The organism is Sphingopyxis sp., from assembly GCF_019459305.1.
In the GTDB taxonomy this organism is placed as follows: domain Bacteria; phylum Pseudomonadota; class Alphaproteobacteria; order Sphingomonadales; family Sphingomonadaceae; genus Sphingopyxis.
In genome coordinates this window covers 46,637-64,739 of the sequence record NZ_JAIBES010000066.1, presented here as the reverse complement: position 1 = coordinate 64,739, position 18,103 = coordinate 46,637, and the positions used below count along the sequence as shown (strand labels likewise).

The window sequence follows — 18,103 nt, the reverse complement described above, 5'->3', positions numbered from 1 at the left end:
CGCACCCGCCCCCCCCCGGCCCTGACGGACCCTGCAACATGGGTTCGCCAGCTATTTCTGGATCGAGCTGACCCGGATAACGCTATCGCGCGCCGCGCTGGCAATCACGCGATTGGCCTGCGTCGAGGCAAGCTGCCGCGTGTCGGTGCGGCATTGCCGGACGTCGTTCTTGCCTTGCAGGTCATAGTCGGGCGCGGTGCCGCACACTTCGACGACGGCGCGCCAGATGCGGCGGTCGAGACTTTTGGTACCGGCCTCGGTCCGCAGATCGAGATCCTTGTGCGGGACAACCACGCTCGAGGTTGCGGGCGCCGTTTGGGCGAAAGCTGGCTGGCCAACCGAAACAGTGGCCAGCGCGGCGAGGATCAGAAGCTTTTTCATCTTAAGTCTCCATCGACCGGCTGAAGAGGAGGGGAGGAAGCCGGCGACCAGCAGATAAGCGATCCTTCGGGGCAGCAGGAGCAACGATGTTGCGCGACCATTCTGCAAAATTGCAGAATGCCGCGAAGCCGCATATGACGCACAAGACGCCATGTATGATTGGAACGACCTCAAAGCCTTTCTGGCCGTCGCCGAAACGGGCAGCACCCTGGCCGCCGCGCAGGCGCTGCGCGTCAGCCAGACGACCGTCGCACGGCGCATTGCGGCGCTCGAGGAAGCGACCGGGCTCAACCTGTTCGAGCGGCGGCAGGCGGGCTACGCGCTGACCCCGGTGGGCGAGGCGATGCTGGGCAGCGCCGCAGCGGTGCGCGAAGCCGCCGATCGGTTCAGCGAAGCGGCCAGCGCATCATCGCGCGAAGTTGGCGGCACCGTCAGCCTGACGACGATGGAAATCTTTGCGGTCACCATCCTGCCGCCAATCCTGCGCGACTTGCGCGCCGAACATCCGGGGATTCACCTCCAGCTCGACACCTCGGACGAGCAGCGCGATCTGGCGAGCGGCGCCGCCGACATCGCGATCCGCAGCAGCAAGCAGCCGACAGGTGCCGGCCTTGTGGGGCGGCGTATCGCTGACAATCCATGGACGGTCTATTGCAGCCGCGACTATGCCGACCGGCACGGCATCCCGCACAGCCGCGAACAATTGGCCGCGCATCCCTTTATTGGCGGCGGTGGCGGGGTGTGGGAACCCTATCAGGCGTGGCTGCGCCAATATGGGCTCGAAAACTCGGTAGTGATGAAATATGACACGGGCACCGGCCTCCTGGCCGGAGTGCGCTCGGGCATGGGCCTCACCATCCTGCCCGCTTTCATTGCTGATCGCGAACCCGATCTGATCCGCTGCATCCCGCCCAAGAAGGAAGACACCACTGGCTTGTGGCTGCTGACCCACGAACGGCTGCGCCATGTGCCGCGGGTGCGGCTGGTGCTGGATTTTCTGGCGCGCGAACTTGCGAAGCGCGCGCGCGAAGATTGAGCCTTATCCCAATCGCGCGCACCCCAGCGCCGCCGCATCAATCGCGGTCGCGGCGCCGCGCAGGCGGTAGGTGTCGGCAATCGCGCGGCCGCTGGCTGTGCTGCTCGCGACGCTCATGCTGGGTGCTGACCGCATTGCGGCGACGATCGCCGCGTCCATCCGCGGGTCGCTCGCCCAGCCATGCGCGCCGTTGCCGGTCAGGATGAAGCGGCGGCCGCCGATGGTCAGGCGCAGGTCACGGCCCGGCGCGCGCGCTTTCGAAAGGCGGACATAGAATTGACCGCGGATGCGCGATTTGGGCCAATAACCGACGCTGGCATAGGCCTTGACTTGCGGGGTGCCGATCGTCGCCGAGGGGGCTGCGAGGGCGTAACAGCGCGGGGTGGCGGGATCGCGAAAGGCGCCCCAGCCGTCGAAAATGCCGAGCGCCGTCGGGGTGGCGGCAAGCGCCGCGGCGGGCAGCGCCGCCAACATCATGAAAAAGAAGGTCCAGCGCCGCATTACGCCTTCGTTCGCGCGATTGGGGATGCTTTGCAAGCATGGCTTGCACGTGCCGACGCGTGCGTTAAGGAAGGTGGGCATTTTCAAGGGACGGGAATCGGGGCGACGAATCGCCTTTGTTGGCGGTCCTTTCAGGGACTTCTCCCGCGGAACACAGGGATGGCGGATTAGAATGAAAGCGACGATCGAACGCGCAGTGTTGTTGAAGAGCCTTGGCCACGTCCAGTCGGTGGTCGAGCGGCGCAATACCATTCCCATCCTGTCGAACGTCCTGATCGAAGCCGATGCGTCGGGCCAACTCAAGCTGATGGCGACCGACCTCGACTTGCAGGTCGTCGAAACGATCGCCGCCAAGGTCGAAACCGCGGGCACGACTACCGTGTCGGCGCACACTTTGTTCGAAATCGCGCGCAAGCTTCCCGAGGGTGCCGAGGTCAGCCTCGCGGCTGCCGAGGGTAAGATGCAGGTCAAGGCCGGCCGCTCGAACTTCAACCTGCCGACGCTGCCGCGCGACGATTTCCCGGTGATCGCCGAGGGTGACCTGCCGACCAATTTCGAACTGCCAGTCGCGGAGCTGATCCAGATTATCGACAAGACGCGCTTTGCGATCTCGACCGAGGAAACGCGCTATTACCTAAACGGTATCTTTCTGCATGTCGCCGAGGATGCGTCGGGTCCGGTGCTGAAGGCTGCGGCGACCGACGGCCACCGCCTTGCGCGCTATACCGTGACCCGCCCCGAAGGAGCGTCGTCGATGCCCGACGTCATCGTGCCTCGCAAATGCGTCACCGAAATCCGCAAGCTGCTCGACGAGGCCGAAGGCAATGTCGAAATCAGCCTGTCGGCCAGCAAGATCCGCTTCCAGCTCGGCAACGCCATCCTGACCTCGAAGCTGATTGACGGCACCTTCCCCGATTACAGTCGCGTGATTCCGACCGCGAACGACAAGCTGCTCAAGGTCGATCCGAAAAGCCTCTATCAGGGCGTCGACCGCGTCTCGACGATCGCCAGCGAAAAGACGCGCGCGGTCAAGGTCGGGCTCGACAAGGACCGCATCACGCTGTCGGTGACGAGTCCTGAGAATGGCACTGCGGCGGAAGAAGTTGCGGCGGTTTACGATAGCGAGGCGATGGAAATCGGTTTCAACGCGCGTTACCTCAGCGACATTTTGGGCCAGGTCGACGGTGACACGGTCGAACTGCACCTCGCCGATGCGAACGCACCAACGCTGATCCGCGAAAGCGAAAAGAGCCCGGCGCTTTACGTGCTGATGCCGATGCGGGTTTAGTACCCGCCGCAAAGTCTGTCATTGCTTCGCTTTGCTCGCAATGACAAAAATGAAAGTCGGGCTTACCCCGCCTTCGCCACCCGCCAGATGACGCCACCGCTGTCGTCAGCAATCAGCGCGCTGCCATCTTTTGCCACCTTCACATCGGCAGGACGACCGCGGGCGGTTTTGTTATCCGACGTCAGGAAGCGGTCGAGCAGGGTGACGGGCAGCGCGTCGACCGGTTTGCCGTTGGCACCGAACTTGACGAACACGACACTGTAACCCGCCGCCGGTTCGCGGTTCCATGATCCGTGCAGCGCCACCAGCGCGCCGTTCGACCAGCGCTCGCCAAGGTCGAGCCCCTGGGTGAACGTCATGCCGAGCGGCGCAGTATGTGCGCCCAGCCCATATTCGGGGCGCTTGACATATTGGCGGCGATCCTCGGCCTCGGGCTCGACGCGCGGGTCGACGAAGCCGCCCCAATAATACCAGGGCCAGCCGTAGAAATCGCCCTCGGTAACATCGGTCAGATAATCGGGGACCAGGTCGCTGCCCAGCATGTCGCGCTCGTTGACCACGGTCCACAACCGGTCGCTGCCGGGATAATAAGCCAGACCGACGGGATTGCGGATGCCCGCAGCGAAGGTTCGCATATACTTGTTTTCCGGTCGTACTTCGAGCACGCTGGCGCGGCGGAACTCACGGTTCATGCCCTTTTCACCGATATTGCTGTCGGCGCCGACACCGATGTAAAGCCAGCCGTTCGGCGCGGCGACCAGGCTTTTGGTCCAATGGCGGTTGGTGCCTTTGGCGGGCAGGTCGACAACCTTAGTGGGCTTGCCGCTCATCTTCGCCTCGCCCGCGACATAGGGAAAGGCGAGCAGCGCGTCGGTGTTGGCGACGTACAGCGTGTCGCCGACCAGCGCCATGCCATAGGGCGAGTTGAGGCCTGTGATGTAGGCGGTCTTGACCTCGGCCTTGCCATCGCCGTCCGCATCGCGGAGCAGGCTGATGCGGTTGGCCGACACGCCACCGGCGCCCGCCTTGCTCATCAGACGGCTCATCACCTTGCCCTCGATCCCGGAGCTGTCACGCGGCGGGCTTTGCGCTTCGGCAACGAGCACGTCGCCATTGGGCAGTACGAATATGGTGCGCGGATGATCGAGCCCGTCGGCAAAGCGCTGAACAGACAAGCCTTGCGCGGCGCGCGGCGCCTGACCTGCGGGCCATCCCGTCACTTCGGGGACGTTAATCGTTGGAAAGGTTTCGGTCTTTTGCGACGCCATCACCGGCACTCGGCCGCTGAGTTCGGCGGTCGAGAAGCGCGCCACATCGGGCCGCGACATGATGTACAGTGTCACGCCGCCAATCAGGACGAGCAGCAACAGGGCGACGGCGATGAATTTGAGGATTTTGCGCATTCCGCTTATCTACACGGCTGATACGCGGCGGCAAAGAGGTGAAACGCGTACGGCACAATGCAGCAAAGGGTTAATGACAGCGGTCTAGCAATTAACCTTACCCGAATCTTCATCACAGTTGGGAACGGCGCGGTGAGGGGCGCGGGGTAGGGGGATGGTTCCAAGGCAAAGACGGGAACTCCATGCATCTGCCTGCACCATTTCTGACCGATCGCGCCGCAGTCGAGGACGCCCATGCGCTGATCCGCGTGCATGGTGAGGAGGCGGGATTTGCCGCCGCCGCGCGCGCCGAGCAATATCGCGTTCTGGGCAACCACATCCATTTCGCGCGCTGGCGTCAGATCGAACGGCTGATCACCTATCTGGCGGTCGAGGATATTCTCGACACGGTGCACTAGGCTCTAAAGCCGCAGGCCCGCGGTTTCGGGCAATCCCGCCATGATGTTGAGATTCTGGACGCAGGCGCCGCTCGCGCCTTTGCCCAGATTGTCGAGCCGTGCGACCAGCCGCGCCTGGCTGCCGTCAGCATTGGCAAACACGAACAGCTCGATTCGGTCGTCGCCCGCGTCCGAGGCGCGGAGCAACATTTCGCCATCCGTCGGCGCTTCGCCCATCACCACGATCGGGCTGGCGGCATAAAAATCGGCGAGCGCGGCGCGCAGCGCGCCGGGCGCGGCCGCATTCCGCATTGCGGCGAGCGGCAGTTGCACGTCGACCGCCATGCCGCGATGCGCGGGGATGACCGATGGCGAAAACAGCGGCGCGATCGACAGGCCGCAGCGCGCCTGCATTTCCGGCACATGCTTGTGGCCGAGCCCCAGCGCATAGCCGCGCCAGGCGATGTCGCAGTCCTGCTCGAATCGCTCGATCAGCGCCTTGCCGCCACCCGAATAGCCGCTGACGGCGTTGCACGCATAGGGCCAGTCGGCGGGGAGCAGCCCGGCCCGCACCAGCGGCGCGATGAGCGCGATGAAGCCAGTTGAGTAACAGCCAGGGTTGCTAACTCGTGCCGCGTTGGCGACCGCGTCATGCCCACTGACTTCGGGAAAGCCATAGACCCAGCCCGGAGCGACGCGGTGCGCGGTCGATGCGTCGATGACGCGGGTGCGGTCATTGCCAATCATCGCAACCGCGTCGCGTGCCGCATCATCGGGCAGACAGAGGATGACGAAATCGGCGTCGTTCAGCGCCTCGCGCCGCGCGCCCGCGTCCTTGCGGCGCGTATCGTCGATCGCGAGCAGCGAGAATTCGCTGCGCCCCGCCAGCCGCTCGGCAATTTCCAGGCCCGTCGTTCCCGCCGCGCCGTCGATGAAGACCGTCTGTGTCATGATTTATCGCAGTCGTTTATACCCGCTCACCGGCGGATTATGGTCCTTGGCGGCCGAACGTGCGATGACGTCGGCCAGCGGTTCTGTCTTCACTGCCATCCATCGTCGGCTGGCGTGGATGATATTTTGCTCGTCCGCCATAATGCCGACATGGCCGGGAAAGAACACCAGATCGCCGCGCGCGAGTTCCGCCGGATCGACATCCTTGTCCGCGCCCAGTGCTGCCAGCTGCAAATCGCTGTCGCGCGGCAATTGCACCCCGGCGGCGGCCCAGCTCAGCTGGACCAGCCCCGAACAGTCGATGCCCTTCGCCGTTCGGCCGCCCCACAGATAGGGCGTGCCGATCAGTTCCTCGGCGCGTCCGGCGGGGTCGGCATCTTCGGCGCCAACCTCGACCAGCGCCGCCAGGGGCAGATAGCCGTGCGCCGTCGCGAGCCACTCGCCCTCGACCTCGCCCATCACCAGCGCGCCGCGCGGCAGGACGGCGGGGCCGCCGCTCGCCGCATCGGGGGCGTTGTGGAGGATGGCTTCGATCATTTCGACGCGGTGCGTCGGCGCAATCGGCGCGGCCAGCGCATCGGCGGACAGATAGCCGACATAATGGTCGGCGAGGCAATATCCCCACGCCCAGCCGCCGGTCAGGTCGAGCAGGGCAAAGCCTTCCCCAAACAGTAGCTCGCTGGTCTGATCGGCGTCGAGCGATGGCGACCCGCGCAGCACCGCAGCAGGCAGCACCCCGCTGCGCATCATCGGTGCGGCATAGTGCGGGGCGAAATGCTGACCGGCCACCGCGATATCGGCCAGGTCGGGGCGGATCGCGACGATGCGCGGGTCATAGGCCTGCGACGTTCCGCTCAGGCCAAAGCGGTCGCGGCCCGCGCCGACGGCGCCGGGGCGCCCCATGCGGACGCGGTTTGCCGCTGAATTATCGCCGCTTTGAGCTGTCACCTGTCGTCCCGTAAGTAGCTGTTCCGCGCCCCCGGCGGACAATCGCGCGCCATTAGACCAGCCGGACCCGCTTTATCAAGAATGTTCAGGCCTTGCCGCGCCGGTCGTAGCGCGCCTGCAACATCGCCCATGCGGCGCGCAAGCCCAGCGCCGCGCCGCCCTTGGGCCGGCCGGGTTTTGCCGACGGGCGCCAGGCAAAGGTGTCGAGATGCGCCCAGGCGACGCCATCTGGCACAAAGCGTTTGAGGAACAGCGCCGCGGTGATCGTCCCGGCAAAGGCCGAGCTGCCTGCGTTGCCCAGATCGGCAACGTCGGTTTCGAGCAGGTCGGCATAGCCATCCCACAGCGGCATCCGCCACAGCGGGTCGTCGCGGTCGATCCCTGCGCTCAGCATCGCCTCGGCCAGCGCATCGTCGTTGGCGAACAGCGGCGGCAGGTCGGGGCCAAGCGCGACGCGTGCGGCGCCGGTCAGTGTCGCGAAATCGACAATCAGTTCGGGCTTGGCCTCGCCCGCTTTGGCTAGCGCATCGCCCAGCACCAGTCGTCCTTCCGCGTCGGTGTTGCCGATTTCCACGGTCAGTCCAAGACGGCTTTTCAACACGTCACCCGGGCGAAACGCATCGGCCGAGATCGCATTTTCCGCCGCCGCGACCAGGCAGTGCAGCCGCACCGGCAGCCCGCTCGCCATCACCAGTTCGGCGAGCGCCAGCACATGCGCGGCGCCGCCCATATCCTTTTTCATCAACCGCATGCCCGACGCCGGCTTGATATCGAGCCCGCCGCTGTCGAAGCTGATCCCCTTACCGACCAGCGCGACGCGCGGGTCGCCATCCTTGCCCCATTCGATCTCGATCAGGCGCGGGGCGTGGTGTTTGGCCGCGGCGCGTCCGACCGCATGGATCATCGGATAGCCCTGTTCGAGCGCCTCACCCTTGGTGACGGTCAGCTTGCCGCCATGCGCCTTGGCAATGCGTTCGGCGGCCTTTTCAATCGCCGCTGGCCCCATATCGGCGGCGGGGGTGTTGACCATGTCGCGGACGAGCGCGGTAGCGCGCATCTCCGCCACCATCGGCGCAATCGCCCCGACATCGGTGGTCAACAGCACCCGCGGCCCCTTGGTCTCGACCTTCGATCGGTAGGTGTCGAACCGATATTGCGCGCTCATCCAGCCGAACAAGGCCTTGCCCGGTTGTTGTTCCTCGAGCCGATAGCGCCCGGCCGGCAGGATCTGCCCCAGCTTGGCGAGGCACCACGCCGACAGGCTGTCGACCTTGGCCACCGTGGTCACGACCGCCCATTTGTCGGGATCGTCGCCGGGCAGGATCGCGTGAACATAAGCATCGGGTTTAAACCCTACCGCGGCGAGGTGCGCGCGCTCGCGGGCGCTGCGACCCTTCAGCCATGCGTCATAGCCCTTTTTATCGACAAGGTGGATCGGGCGGGCGTCCTGCCCCTTGTCGGGCTGGATCAGGTCGGAATAGTCGGTCATGCCGGTTGTGCTAGGCCGCCGTGGATATTTTGTCGATTCCCTGCGTTATGCTGGCATGACGACTGCAACACGGAACGCCACCACCCTGCTGCTCCTGACCGGCGCCGTACTCCTTTCCAGCTGTGCCGACGAGCCGCCGGCGCCCGCCGAGACGGCGGCGGCCGCGTCGGTACCGGGTGCCCCGGCTAGCGCCGCCGCTGATGCGGAAGCCAAAAATGCCGCGGCCTCGAACGTCAAGGAAAGCAGCGACCTTGTCGAATTCGCTTATGCTTATCCGCGCGAGGCGGCGATGATCCCGGACCTTGCGGCGTGGCTGGACAACGATCGCGCGACCAGGCGCGATGCGCTGATTGCCGTGGCACGGCGCGAAAAGGCGGCGGCGGAAAAGGCGGGCTTTCCCTATCGCTCGCACAGCCATCTTCAGACGTGGCATCGCGTGTCGAACACACCGCGTTTCCTCAGCCTATCGGCAGAAATCCAGACCTACACCGGCGGCGCGCACGGGATGACCAGCTTTGCTACACTATTGTGGGACCGCAACCGGGCGAAGCAGCGGCAGCCGCTCGACCTGTTCACCAGCGGCGAGGCGTTCGACGCGGCGATCCGCGACGCCTTCTGTGCGGGCATCGAGCGCGCCAAGACGGCCAAGGGCATCGTTGCCGAAGACGCTCCGGGCAGCCCGTTCGGCAAATGTCCGCCCGCGTCGGCGCAGACCGTGTGGCTCGGCTCGTCCGATGGGCGCTATCTCGATCGCATGACAATCGCCGTTGCGCCCTATGAAATCGGTCCCTTTGCCGAGGGCAGCTACAAGATCAACGTCCCGGTGACCGGCGCGCTGGTCGATGCGGTGAAGGACGAATTTAAACGCGACTTCCTCCCCATCAATTGAGATCGAAGGACAAGGACATGGCGAAACAGCCCAAAGCCGGCAAGATCGGCGAAAGCCTGAAAGATCAGAAGGGCAAGCAGAAAGCCGCGGCCAAGCTGCGGCGCGACGTTGGCGGCGGCAAAACGATCGCCAAACCGCCGTCCGATAGCGAAGCCGACCTCGACCGCGCCCCCAAATGGCAGCCGCGCTACCCGGGTTCGGGACGGCTCGACGGCAAAGTGGCGATCGTCACCGGCGGCGACAGCGGAATCGGTCGCGCTGTCTGTGCGCTCTTCGCCCGCGAAGGAGCTGACGTTGCGATCGTCTATCTCGACAACCGAGCGGACGCTGTGGAGACCGCGGCGATCGTCGAGGCAGAGGGGCGCCGCGCCCTGGCGATCAAGGCCGACGTTGGCAAGGCCAAGTCGGGCGAAAAGATCGTCGCGCAAACGGTTGCGAAGTTCGGCCGTCTCGACATCCTCGTCAACAACGCTGGTGAGCAGCACCCCGCCGAAGACATTCGCGACATCAGTCCTGATCAGTTGGAACAGACTTTTGCTACCAACATTTTCGGTATGTTCTATCTGGTGCAGGCGGCGCTGCCGCACCTCAAGAAAGGCGCGGCAATCGTCAATTGCACCAGCGTTACCATGTATCAGGGGTCGGGCGGGCTGCTCGATTACAGCGCGACCAAGGGCGCGATAACGGCGTTCACGCGCTCGCTCAGTGAAAATCTGGTCGAGAAAGGCATCCGGGTGAACGCGGTCGCGCCGGGGCCGATCTGGACCCCGCTCAATCCGCGCGGTGGCGCACCCGCGGACAAGGTCGCAAGTTTTGGCGAGAGCACCCCGATGAAGCGACCCGGCGAACCGAACGAGGTCGCGCCCTGCTTCCTGTTCCTCGCCTGCGACGACAGCAGCTATATGTCGGGCCAGGTGTTGCATCCCAATGGCGGGACCATCGTTAATGGCTAGCGGGGCGGTAAAGGAGAAATACCATGCCTGCGAAGTCCAAAGCCCAACAGCGAGCCGCCGGAGCCGCGCTCAGCTCCGAACGCCGCGAAACGCCGAAATCGAAACTTAAGGGCGCATCGAAAGAGATGGTTGAAAGCATGACCGAAAAGCAGCTTGGAGAGTTTGCGTCAGGCTCGACCAAGGGCAAGCCGGAGCACATCGACTGACTATTCGGCAGCTTCCAGTTCGGCAGGCGCCGAAGCCACCGCCCGCGCATTTGCGAACGCCAGCACCCCGTCGTCGATCGCGCCGGTCTTCATGTCGATCCGATCCTGGATGTAATTCTGGTTGAGCCGCCAGGGCAGCTTGTCGGCATTTTTCGGCATGATGTGCAGCGAACGCTGGATATAGCCCGACGAGAAATCGAAGATATTTTCTTCGGTCAGCGTCGCGGGGTCGGCCAGCGCGGGGGTCGCCACCGTCGTGCCGGTCGCCTGCATATGGTTGAGCACGCGGCAAACATATTCGGCGACGATGTCGGCGCGCAGCGTCCAGCTGGCGTTGAGATACCCGAACACCGCCGAGAAATTCGGGATGTTCGAGAACATGCACGCCTTGTAATAGAAATGCTCGCTCCAATCGACGAGCGCACCGTCGACGCGCACGGGAATCTTGCCTGCGACGGCGAGCTTGAGCCCGGTTGCAGTGACGATGATGTCGGCGTCGAGATGTTGGCCCGACTTCAGTTGTATGCCGGTGGCGTCAAAGCGTTCGATATGATCGGTGACCACCGACGCTTTGTCGGCCTTCATCGCGTTGAAGAAATCGGCGTCGGGAACCAGGCACAGCCGCTGGTCCCATGGATTATAAGGCGGGGTAAACGCCTTTTCGTCGTAGCGGTCGCCGAGCGCCGCCTTGATCTTGCCGGACAGGAAATCCTTGACCTTCTCGGGCTTTTCACGCGCGCGGCGAAAGCCGATGTCCTGTAGCTTCACATTTTTGAAGCGGGTGATTTTATACGCGAGCTTCTCGGGCAGGACTTTGCGCAGGAAATTCGCAAAAGCGTCCTTCGCCGGGCGAATGAAATACCAGGTCGGAGTGCGCTGGAGCATCGTCACATGCGCGGCTTTGTCGGCCATCGACGGGACGATCGTCACTGCGGTCGCGCCTGATCCGATCACGACGACCTTCTTGTTCGTATAGTCGAGGTTCTCGGGCCAGAATTGCGGATGGATGATCTGGCCTTGAAAGTCCTCGCGGCCGGTGAAATTGGCGTCGAACGGCTCGTCATAGTCGTAATAGCCCGCCCCGAGATAAAGCCAGCGCGCGGTGGTCGTCGATGTCCCGCCGGCATTGTCTTCTAGCGTGACTGTCCAGTGGGCCGCGCCGCTGTCCCAATCGGCGCCGACGACCTTGCGATCGAAGCGAATGCGCTCGCGGATATGACGCTCGTCGACGATGCGGTTGAGATATTCGAGGATCGCGGGGCCGTCGGCGATCGTCTTTTCATGCTTCCACGGTTCGAACACGAACCCCAGCGTGTGCATGTCGCTGTCCGATCGGATGCCTGGGTAGCGGAACAGATCCCATGTGCCGCCCAGATTGGAACGGCGCTCGACCAGCGCGAAGCTGCGGTCGGGGCTGAATTGCTGAAGGTGGACCGCCATGCCGATGCCCGAAATCCCGGCGCCGACGATCAGCACGTCCTGATCGACCGGTGCAGCCTTTGTGCCTGCGGCGCGTTCCATCATCGCGGTGCCTGCCATCATCCTGTCTCCCGACTATGTTTGACGCCAGCTTACGCACCGCGTTGCATTTTGCAATCGAATTGACGTTTACGGAAAGCGGCGCGGCGACGAAGCCCGCTTGTCGCTGTCATAATATTGTCATAGAGGCGTAACGCTTTTGTCACCTCGGTCCGTCGCGGCCATGAAATTCCAGCAAAAAAGGTCGAGTTTGTGCGTCAGATCGCTGTCCTCCCTTATCGATTCGGCGGACCTGCGCAGGACGGCCCGACCGAAATCCTGCTGATCACCTCACGCGAGACGAAGCGCTGGGTGGTTCCGAAAGGCAATCCACTGTCGGGGATGACCCGCCACGCTGCCGCGGCTGTCGAAGCCGAGGAAGAGGCCGGCGTCACCGGGGCGGTATGCCCGACCCCGATCGGCAGCTATGAATATCGCAAGCGCCGCGCGAACGGCGCGGCCATCATGTACAATGTCGAAGTATTTCCGCTGGCGGTGACGAATGAGCTCGCCGAGTGGAAGGAAATGGACGAACGCGAGCGCAAGTGGTTCTCGTTCCGTGAGGCCGCCTTGGCGGTTGAAGAGCCCGATTTGCAGGCGCTGATCCGCTCGTTTGGCGACGGCGGTTTTCGCGCTGTCGCCGCGCCGCGCAGCGCCGTTCAGAATGTTGCAGAGAAAGCAGGGGTAAGCCGAATGTTCGCATGGTTTCAGCGATTGCTGCCGCGACAGGGAAATTTCTTTGAATTGTTCGAAAGCCACGCCGCGACGCTCGTTGCAGGCGCGAATGCCTTGTCGCGGATGCTGCAGGGCGGTGAGGGCATGGCCGACCATGTCCAGGAAATCATCGAGCGCGAACATGACGCCGACGCGATCACCCGCGAAGTCTTGCAGACAGTGCGCCGCACCTTCCTGACCCCGTTCGACCGCAGCGCGATCACCGACCTGATCGCGTCGATGGACGATGCGATCGACGAGATGCAAAAGACGGCGGGCGCCGTCGATCTGTACGACGTTACCGAATTCGAACCCGAAATGCGCGACATCGGCGGCATCATCGTCGACGCCGCGCGGCTGACCGCGGAGGCGCTGCCGCTGCTCCGCAATATTTCTGGCAATGCGACGCGCCTTCATGAGCTGACCGAGCGGCTGGTGCGGATGGAAGGCCATGCCGACGAAATCCACGCAGCGGGCCTCAAGCGCCTGTTCAAGGAACATGGGCAATCGAACAGCGCCCGCTTCCTGATCGGGCGTGAACTCTACCGCCACCTCGAACGCGTCACCGACAGTTTCGAAGATGTCGCGAACGAGATCGACGGCCTGGTCATCGACCACGCATAAGCGGGGGCGCAAACCATGCACGAACTCGCTTTCCCGCTTCTCGTCGGCCTGGTCATTCTGGCACTGGCGTTCGATTTCCTGAACGGACTGCATGACGCGGCGAACAGCATCGCGACCGTCGTGGCAACGCGGCTGCTACGCCCGGTGCAGGCGGTAATCTTTGCCGCCTTCTTCAACTTCGCCGCTTACTTTCTGTCGATCATCTTCCCCGAATTGCACAAGGTCGCCGAAACGATCGGCAAGGGGATCATCGACAAGGATCTGGTGACCCCTGCGGTGGTGTTCGGGGCGCTGGTGGGCGCGATGTTCTGGAACATCGTCACTTGGCTGAAAGGCATCCCGTCGTCGTCGAGCCACGCGCTGGTGGGCGGGATCGTCGGGGCGGGCGTGGCCCATACGGGTTTTGAGGGGATCGAATGGACGGGCCTCAATAAGACCGTTATCGCAATCTTCCTGTCGCCGATGCTCGGCATGTTGCTGGCGATGCTGGTGATGCTGGTCAGTAGCTGGGCGCTACACCGCGCCACCGCCAGATTCGCCGAGAAGACGTTTCGCCGCCTCCACCTGCTGTCGTCTGCGGCTTATTCGGTCAGTCACGGGCTCAACGATGCGCAAAAGACGATGGGGATCATTGCCGTGCTGCTCTATTCCACCGGCTATTTACAGGGCGAGTTTCACGTTCCGCATTGGGTGGCGTTCAGCTGCTACGTCGCCATCGCGCTCGGCACATTGTCGGGCGGGTGGAAGATCATCGAGACGATGGGCGGGCGGATCACCAAGCTGTCGCACCATCAGGGCTTTGCCGCGTCGACCGGCGGGTCGATCATGGTGTTTACTGCCAGCCTGCTCGGCATTCCGGTGTCAACGACGCACACCATAACCGGCAGCATCATAGGCGCCGGCGTCGTGCGCCGCGCGAGCGCGGTGCGCTGGGGCGTGGCCAGCAATGTGGTTGCGGCGTGGTTTATCACCATTCCGGCGAGCGCGATCGTCGCGGCGGCCTTCTATGGGATCACGCGGCTATTCTGATCATTTTGCGGGGCGGTAATCGACGCTCGCCCCGCCGACCATCCGCACCGGCAGGTACAGACCGTTGCCATAGGCCTTGATCTGACCAATCTCGAAGCCATCGACCCGGGTACGTATGACGAAGGCCCCCTCGCGCCGTTGATCGACCGCGCGCTTGATCTTGCCCTGTAGTTCACCCAGGTCGCGCGCGAAGTTCTGCGTCAGGGCATCGGCGATCAGCGGGGCAAACCCCGGGTTCTGGCCGAGCGTGATCAGCAGGTCGCCCCCGACCCCGTCGGTGTCGCCGCTGATCGACAGATTGGTGAAATGCACCTCGGCCGAGCCGGGTTTGTTGTTGGGAACCGCCGTCATCCAGATGCGTCCTTGGGTCGGCTGGCCGCTGCGGTCCGCCAGACGCATGGCGACATCGACACCCAAGGCGATGCGCCCGTCGGGCGCGCCATAGATCGTCGATTTGCCGAACTTGACCGTCATCGGTCCGACTTTAGGCAAGACAAACGGCCGCGCCGACCGTTTGAGCAACGCACGATCGACCACGGGCTGAAGTTGCGAATAATCGGCGAGCACCGGAACCCGCACGTCGAGATGCGGCGTCGGCGCTTCGCGAACCATGTTCGGCAATGGAGTTGGCGTGGGGTCGGCCGGGCGACCCGAAACAAAGGTTTCGGTAATCGCCTCTAGCCCGAGGTTCAGCCGCATCTGCCGCCCCTCCATGCGGTATCCGCCATAGAGGATGCGCTGCGGCGTGACGCGCATCCACACCGGCGGCTTGTCGCGATTGAGCTCGAGCGCGGTGAAGCTCTGCCGCCACACCTCCGACGCCTGCTGGCGGATGTCGATCCGCGCGATTTCGCGGTTCACCTCGCGCTCTACGCCGCGGACGACAGGCTTCAGCTTGGCGTCGGCCTCGTCGGTAAAGGTGATGCGCTTGCCGAGGAAATCGATCCCCGGCGCTTTGGTCCAGCCATAGCTGATCCGCGCCGTGCCGCGGGTGCGCCAGTCGGGGGTGATGTCGATTTTGACCCGCGCATGCGCCATCGCGGCACCGGTCGCGGTCTCGCCCTTGAGCACCCCGCCGACGTCGCGCGCCGCGATCGTGGCGCTCAGCGGCACATCGACGATAATCTCGTCACCCACGCCGCGCAGCCGCAGCGGCCCGCGCGTCACCCGCCCGACGATCGTGCAGGCGATGGGCGGCGTGACCTCGACCTCCTTGCCAAAGACCTTGACCTGCTGCGGCTTGACACACGCGCGTTCGCGCCGGTTGATCGTCCACAGCGTTTTTGGCACCGCGCGCTCGAGCGCCCGTTTGAGCGCGGTGGTATCGGCGTTGATCGGCACCGCAATCAGCGAGGTTTGCGTGGGGGAGGGCGCTTTGTCGGTGGCGCGAGGCGGGGGGTCGACGGCGACCTTGCGGTCGCAGGCGGCGAGCGTGACCACCGCTGCGATCGTTACGGCCAATGAATTGATCGCCCGCATATTTCAGCCCCCGATAGATGATCCTGCGGTAACCCCAATCGGTTAAGCTCGTTCCAACAAATCGACGGTTCAGGCGGCGATGACTCCGAACAGATCATGCTCGTCAGCATCCTCGATCGCGACATCGACGATATCGCCGGCTTTCAACGTCGCAGCGACGTCGCGGAGATAGACATGGCCGTCGATCTCAGGCGCGTCGGCCTGTGACCGCCCGGTGGCACCGATGCTGCCGTCTTCGTCGGCTTCGCCGACTTCGTCGATGATCACCGGCAGCGTGCGGCCGATTTTGGCTTCGAGCTTCGCGGCGCTGATCGCCGCGGTTTTTTCCATGATCCGCTGGTAGCGTTCTTCCTTGACCTCTTCGGGAACCTGATCGTCGAGCGCATTCGCCTGCGCGCCCGCGACGGGTTCGAAGCGGAAGGCGCCGACGCGGTCGAGCTCGGCTTCGTCGAGCCAGTCGAGCAGATATTGGAAATCGGCTTCGGTCTCACCGGGGAAGCCGACGACGAAGCTGGAGCGGATCGCGATGTCGGGGGCGATAGCGCGCCAGTTCTTGAGCCGTTCGAGCACCTTCGCTTCGTTCGCAGGGCGCTTCATGCGCTTGAGGACGCTCGGGCTGGCGTGCTGGAAGGGGATGTCGAGATAGGGGGTCAGCAGTCCCTCGGCCATCAGCGGGATCACCGCGTCGACGTGGGGGTAGGGATAGACATAGTGGAGGCGCACCCACGGGGCGCGGCCTTCGCTGGTCTGGAGCTGGCCGAGTTCGCGTGCGAGGTCGGTCATATGGGCACGGACTTCGCGGCCCTTCCACTGGCGCGGGTCGTGGCGGGTGTCGACGCCGTAAGCCGAAGTGTCCTGGCTGATCACCAGTAGCTCTTTGGTTCCCGCCGCGACGAGCTTTTCGGCCTCGCGCAGCACCGCGTCGATGCGGCGGCTGACGAGTTTGCCGCGCAGATCGGGAATGATGCAGAAGGAGCAGCTGTGGTTGCAGCCTTCGCTGATCTTCAGATAGCTGTAGTGGCGCGGCGTCAGTTTCAAGCCGCCTTCGGGAACCAGATCGACGAATGGGCCCTGGGTCGGCGGCGCGGCCTCGTGGACGGCGTCGACGACCTGTTCGTACTGGTGTGCGCCGGTGACCGCGAGCACATTCGGAAAGCGCGCGCGGATGACGTCGGCTTCATTGCCCATGCAGCCGGTGACGATGACGCGGCCATTCTCGGCCATCGCTTCGCCGATCGCCTCGAGGCTTTCTTCCTTCGCCGAGTCGAGGAAGCCGCAGGTGTTGACGAGCACGACGTCGGCGCCCGCATAATCGGGCGACAGGCCGTAACCGTCGGCGCGCAGCTTGGTCAGAATCCGTTCGCTGTCGACGAGTGCCTTGGGGCAGCCGAGCGAAACCATGCCGACCTTCGGCTGGGAGGGGAGGGTTTTGACTGTCATGATTGCGGGCGCGCATAGGGGATTTTTTGGGGTTTGTCACCTGTCCTAAGCCCCTTCCCTTCAGGGGAGGGGTTGGGGTGGGGTATGCGGCCATAGGCCCACTCCGCTGCGACTTGGTCCGGCTTAGCCGAACCAAGTCTCGCTGCCCCTCCCCTGAAGGGGAGCGGTTCTAGTTTGCCCCCGCCAGCGTATCGGCGACAATCCGCCAAACCTTCGGATTGATCCCCAAACCCAGATGCGTGCTGTCGACTTTGATATTCCGCGCCTGGTCGTTGTAAGTGTCGACGGCGATATCCGGCCCGACGATGCCGTCCCGGTCAGAGTAGATGACGGTCAGCGGCTGTGTCAGCCCTTTCAGGTTGCGCGCGTGGATCTCGCGCTCGATTGCGTCGAAATCCCGCCCGGCGAAGCGCTGCGCGAGCGCGGTATATTTGGGGCCGCCGATGATCGGGGTGCCCATGGTGATGACCTCGCGGACCAGTTCGGGATAAGCGCGCGCGCTTTCGCGGGCGATGACGCCGCCGAGGCTCCAGCCGATCAGGGAGAGCGGGGCGCCGTCGGTCTTGACCCATTCGGCCGCCTGCGCCGCGAAGCGTTCGACGTCGGCGGCGACGCGGCCCTGATTGCGGCCCATGCCCCAGTCGCGGACATGATAGCCGAGGTGACGCAGATACGCCTCCAAAGGGCGCATCGAGAGCTCGGACGCGCCATAGCCGGGGAGCAGGGCGACGGGGCGGCCGTCGCCACGCGGGGCGCCGATGAGATGATAGCCCGACAGACCATAGCGCAGCATGTCGAACGGCAGCGTGAGTTCGCCGAGCTGCGCGCGGCGGCTCGGCGGTTTCAATCCAGTGGGCAGCGGTATCTCGCGGGGCAT

General features: G+C 64.2%; 18 protein-coding genes. 8 read left to right on the top strand and 10 right to left on the bottom strand.

Annotated elements, in window-relative coordinates:
• Window positions 1–51: 51 nt before the first annotated feature.
• Complete coding sequence (locus K0M74_RS07690; RefSeq protein WP_293970053.1) at window positions 52–381, bottom strand: UrcA family protein; 330 nt, start codon at window positions 379–381, stop codon at window positions 52–54.
• Window positions 382–532: 151 nt separating this feature from the next.
• On the opposite strand from K0M74_RS07690, the gene K0M74_RS07685 reads away from it, so the two are divergent.
• Window positions 533–1,417 carry a LysR family transcriptional regulator gene (locus tag K0M74_RS07685; RefSeq protein ID WP_293970050.1) on the top strand — a complete coding sequence of 295 codons (885 nt, stop codon included), beginning with the start codon at window positions 533–535 and terminating at the stop codon, window positions 1,415–1,417.
• A 3-nt stretch (window positions 1,418–1,420) separates the two neighbouring features.
• On the opposite strand, the gene K0M74_RS07680 is transcribed toward K0M74_RS07685, so the two are convergent.
• Complete coding sequence (locus K0M74_RS07680) at window positions 1,421–1,918, bottom strand: hypothetical protein (protein ID WP_293970047.1); 498 nt, start codon at window positions 1,916–1,918, stop codon at window positions 1,421–1,423.
• A gap of 172 nt (window positions 1,919–2,090) precedes the next feature.
• On the opposite strand from K0M74_RS07680, the gene dnaN reads away from it, so the two are divergent.
• Window positions 2,091–3,206 (top strand): DNA polymerase III subunit beta, encoded by a 1,116-nt coding sequence (gene dnaN / locus K0M74_RS07675; protein WP_293970044.1) that lies wholly within the window; start codon window positions 2,091–2,093, stop codon window positions 3,204–3,206.
• 62 nt (window positions 3,207–3,268) lie between these two features.
• Here dnaN and K0M74_RS07670 read toward each other — a convergent pair whose 3' ends face one another.
• Window positions 3,269–4,609: a sorbosone dehydrogenase family protein gene (locus K0M74_RS07670; protein WP_293970041.1), complete on the bottom strand. Its 1,341-nt coding sequence runs from the start codon at window positions 4,607–4,609 to the stop codon at window positions 3,269–3,271.
• Window positions 4,610–4,791: 182 nt separating this feature from the next.
• Between K0M74_RS07670 and K0M74_RS07665 the strand changes: the two genes are divergently transcribed.
• On the top strand, window positions 4,792–5,007 hold the full coding sequence (locus K0M74_RS07665) for a hypothetical protein (protein ID WP_293970038.1): 216 nt from the start codon (window positions 4,792–4,794) through the stop codon (window positions 5,005–5,007).
• A gap of 3 nt (window positions 5,008–5,010) precedes the next feature.
• On the opposite strand, the gene argC is transcribed toward K0M74_RS07665, so the two are convergent.
• The 3 genes from argC to K0M74_RS07650 form a co-directional block, all read right to left on the bottom strand.
• Complete coding sequence (gene argC / locus K0M74_RS07660) at window positions 5,011–5,937, bottom strand: N-acetyl-gamma-glutamyl-phosphate reductase (protein WP_293970035.1); 927 nt, start codon at window positions 5,935–5,937, stop codon at window positions 5,011–5,013.
• 3 nt (window positions 5,938–5,940) lie between these two features.
• Window positions 5,941–6,885 carry a C40 family peptidase gene (locus tag K0M74_RS07655; protein WP_293970032.1) on the bottom strand — a complete coding sequence of 315 codons (945 nt, stop codon included), beginning with the start codon at window positions 6,883–6,885 and terminating at the stop codon, window positions 5,941–5,943.
• A gap of 85 nt (window positions 6,886–6,970) precedes the next feature.
• Window positions 6,971–8,374, bottom strand: coding sequence for a M17 family metallopeptidase (locus K0M74_RS07650; RefSeq protein ID WP_293970029.1), 1,404 nt, complete (start codon window positions 8,372–8,374; stop codon window positions 6,971–6,973).
• A gap of 55 nt (window positions 8,375–8,429) precedes the next feature.
• On the opposite strand from K0M74_RS07650, the gene K0M74_RS07645 reads away from it, so the two are divergent.
• Genes K0M74_RS07645 through K0M74_RS07635 form a run of 3 tightly spaced genes read left to right on the top strand, consistent with a single transcriptional unit; the run spans window position 8,430 to window position 10,422 of the window.
• Window positions 8,430–9,263: a DUF4163 domain-containing protein gene (locus tag K0M74_RS07645; protein WP_293970026.1), complete on the top strand. Its 834-nt coding sequence runs from the start codon at window positions 8,430–8,432 to the stop codon at window positions 9,261–9,263.
• 17 nt (window positions 9,264–9,280) lie between these two features.
• Complete coding sequence (locus K0M74_RS07640; RefSeq protein WP_293970023.1) at window positions 9,281–10,216, top strand: SDR family oxidoreductase; 936 nt, start codon at window positions 9,281–9,283, stop codon at window positions 10,214–10,216.
• Between the two features lie 23 nt (window positions 10,217–10,239).
• The gene (locus tag K0M74_RS07635; RefSeq protein WP_293970020.1) at window positions 10,240–10,422 is read left to right on the top strand and encodes a DUF3008 family protein; all 183 of its coding nucleotides are present in this window, start codon (window positions 10,240–10,242) and stop codon (window positions 10,420–10,422) included.
• Here K0M74_RS07635 and K0M74_RS07630 read toward each other — a convergent pair whose 3' ends face one another.
• Entirely contained in the window at window positions 10,423–11,961 is a 1,539-nt protein-coding gene (locus K0M74_RS07630) for an NAD(P)/FAD-dependent oxidoreductase (RefSeq protein ID WP_293970062.1), read from the bottom strand.
• A gap of 192 nt (window positions 11,962–12,153) precedes the next feature.
• On the opposite strand from K0M74_RS07630, the gene K0M74_RS07625 reads away from it, so the two are divergent.
• Both K0M74_RS07625 and K0M74_RS07620 read left to right on the top strand, forming a co-directional pair.
• Complete coding sequence (locus tag K0M74_RS07625; protein WP_293970017.1) at window positions 12,154–13,278, top strand: DUF47 family protein; 1,125 nt, start codon at window positions 12,154–12,156, stop codon at window positions 13,276–13,278.
• 15 nt (window positions 13,279–13,293) lie between these two features.
• Window positions 13,294–14,307 carry an inorganic phosphate transporter gene (locus K0M74_RS07620; RefSeq protein ID WP_293970014.1) on the top strand — a complete coding sequence of 338 codons (1,014 nt, stop codon included), beginning with the start codon at window positions 13,294–13,296 and terminating at the stop codon, window positions 14,305–14,307.
• Here the strand turns inward: K0M74_RS07620 and K0M74_RS07615 are convergent, their stop codons facing one another.
• The 3 genes from K0M74_RS07615 to K0M74_RS07605 form a co-directional block, all read right to left on the bottom strand.
• Window positions 14,308–15,786 (bottom strand): DUF4403 family protein, encoded by a 1,479-nt coding sequence (locus tag K0M74_RS07615; RefSeq protein WP_293970011.1) that lies wholly within the window; start codon window positions 15,784–15,786, stop codon window positions 14,308–14,310. It lies immediately after the preceding gene.
• A gap of 69 nt (window positions 15,787–15,855) precedes the next feature.
• Window positions 15,856–17,226, bottom strand: coding sequence for a 30S ribosomal protein S12 methylthiotransferase RimO (gene rimO / locus K0M74_RS07610; protein ID WP_293970008.1), 1,371 nt, complete (start codon window positions 17,224–17,226; stop codon window positions 15,856–15,858).
• 169 nt (window positions 17,227–17,395) lie between these two features.
• Window positions 17,396–18,103 (bottom strand): alpha/beta hydrolase, encoded by a 708-nt coding sequence (locus tag K0M74_RS07605; RefSeq protein WP_293970005.1) that lies wholly within the window; start codon window positions 18,101–18,103, stop codon window positions 17,396–17,398.

Coding starts and splice junctions, on each gene's coding strand:
- K0M74_RS07650 (WP_293970029.1), bottom strand. CDS start 8,374: ATGACCGACTATTCCGACCTGATCCAGCCCGACAAGGGGCAGGACGCC.
- rimO (WP_293970008.1), bottom strand. CDS start 17,226: ATGACAGTCAAAACCCTCCCCTCCCAGCCGAAGGTCGGCATGGTTTCG.
- K0M74_RS07640 (WP_293970023.1), top strand. CDS start 9,281: ATGGCGAAACAGCCCAAAGCCGGCAAGATCGGCGAAAGCCTGAAAGAT.
- K0M74_RS07670 (WP_293970041.1), bottom strand. CDS start 4,609: ATGCGCAAAATCCTCAAATTCATCGCCGTCGCCCTGTTGCTGCTCGTC.
- K0M74_RS07605 (WP_293970005.1), bottom strand. CDS start 18,103: ATGCCCCGCGAGATACCGCTGCCCACTGGATTGAAACCGCCGAGCCGC.
- K0M74_RS07635 (WP_293970020.1), top strand. CDS start 10,240: ATGCCTGCGAAGTCCAAAGCCCAACAGCGAGCCGCCGGAGCCGCGCTC.
- K0M74_RS07680 (WP_293970047.1), bottom strand. CDS start 1,918: ATGCGGCGCTGGACCTTCTTTTTCATGATGTTGGCGGCGCTGCCCGCC.
- K0M74_RS07665 (WP_293970038.1), top strand. CDS start 4,792: ATGCATCTGCCTGCACCATTTCTGACCGATCGCGCCGCAGTCGAGGAC.
- K0M74_RS07620 (WP_293970014.1), top strand. CDS start 13,294: ATGCACGAACTCGCTTTCCCGCTTCTCGTCGGCCTGGTCATTCTGGCA.
- K0M74_RS07690 (WP_293970053.1), bottom strand. CDS start 381: ATGAAAAAGCTTCTGATCCTCGCCGCGCTGGCCACTGTTTCGGTTGGC.
- K0M74_RS07685 (WP_293970050.1), top strand. CDS start 533: ATGTATGATTGGAACGACCTCAAAGCCTTTCTGGCCGTCGCCGAAACG.
- dnaN (WP_293970044.1), top strand. CDS start 2,091: ATGAAAGCGACGATCGAACGCGCAGTGTTGTTGAAGAGCCTTGGCCAC.
- K0M74_RS07615 (WP_293970011.1), bottom strand. CDS start 15,786: ATGCGGGCGATCAATTCATTGGCCGTAACGATCGCAGCGGTGGTCACG.
- K0M74_RS07645 (WP_293970026.1), top strand. CDS start 8,430: ATGACGACTGCAACACGGAACGCCACCACCCTGCTGCTCCTGACCGGC.
- argC (WP_293970035.1), bottom strand. CDS start 5,937: ATGACACAGACGGTCTTCATCGACGGCGCGGCGGGAACGACGGGCCTG.
- K0M74_RS07630 (WP_293970062.1), bottom strand. CDS start 11,961: ATGGCAGGCACCGCGATGATGGAACGCGCCGCAGGCACAAAGGCTGCA.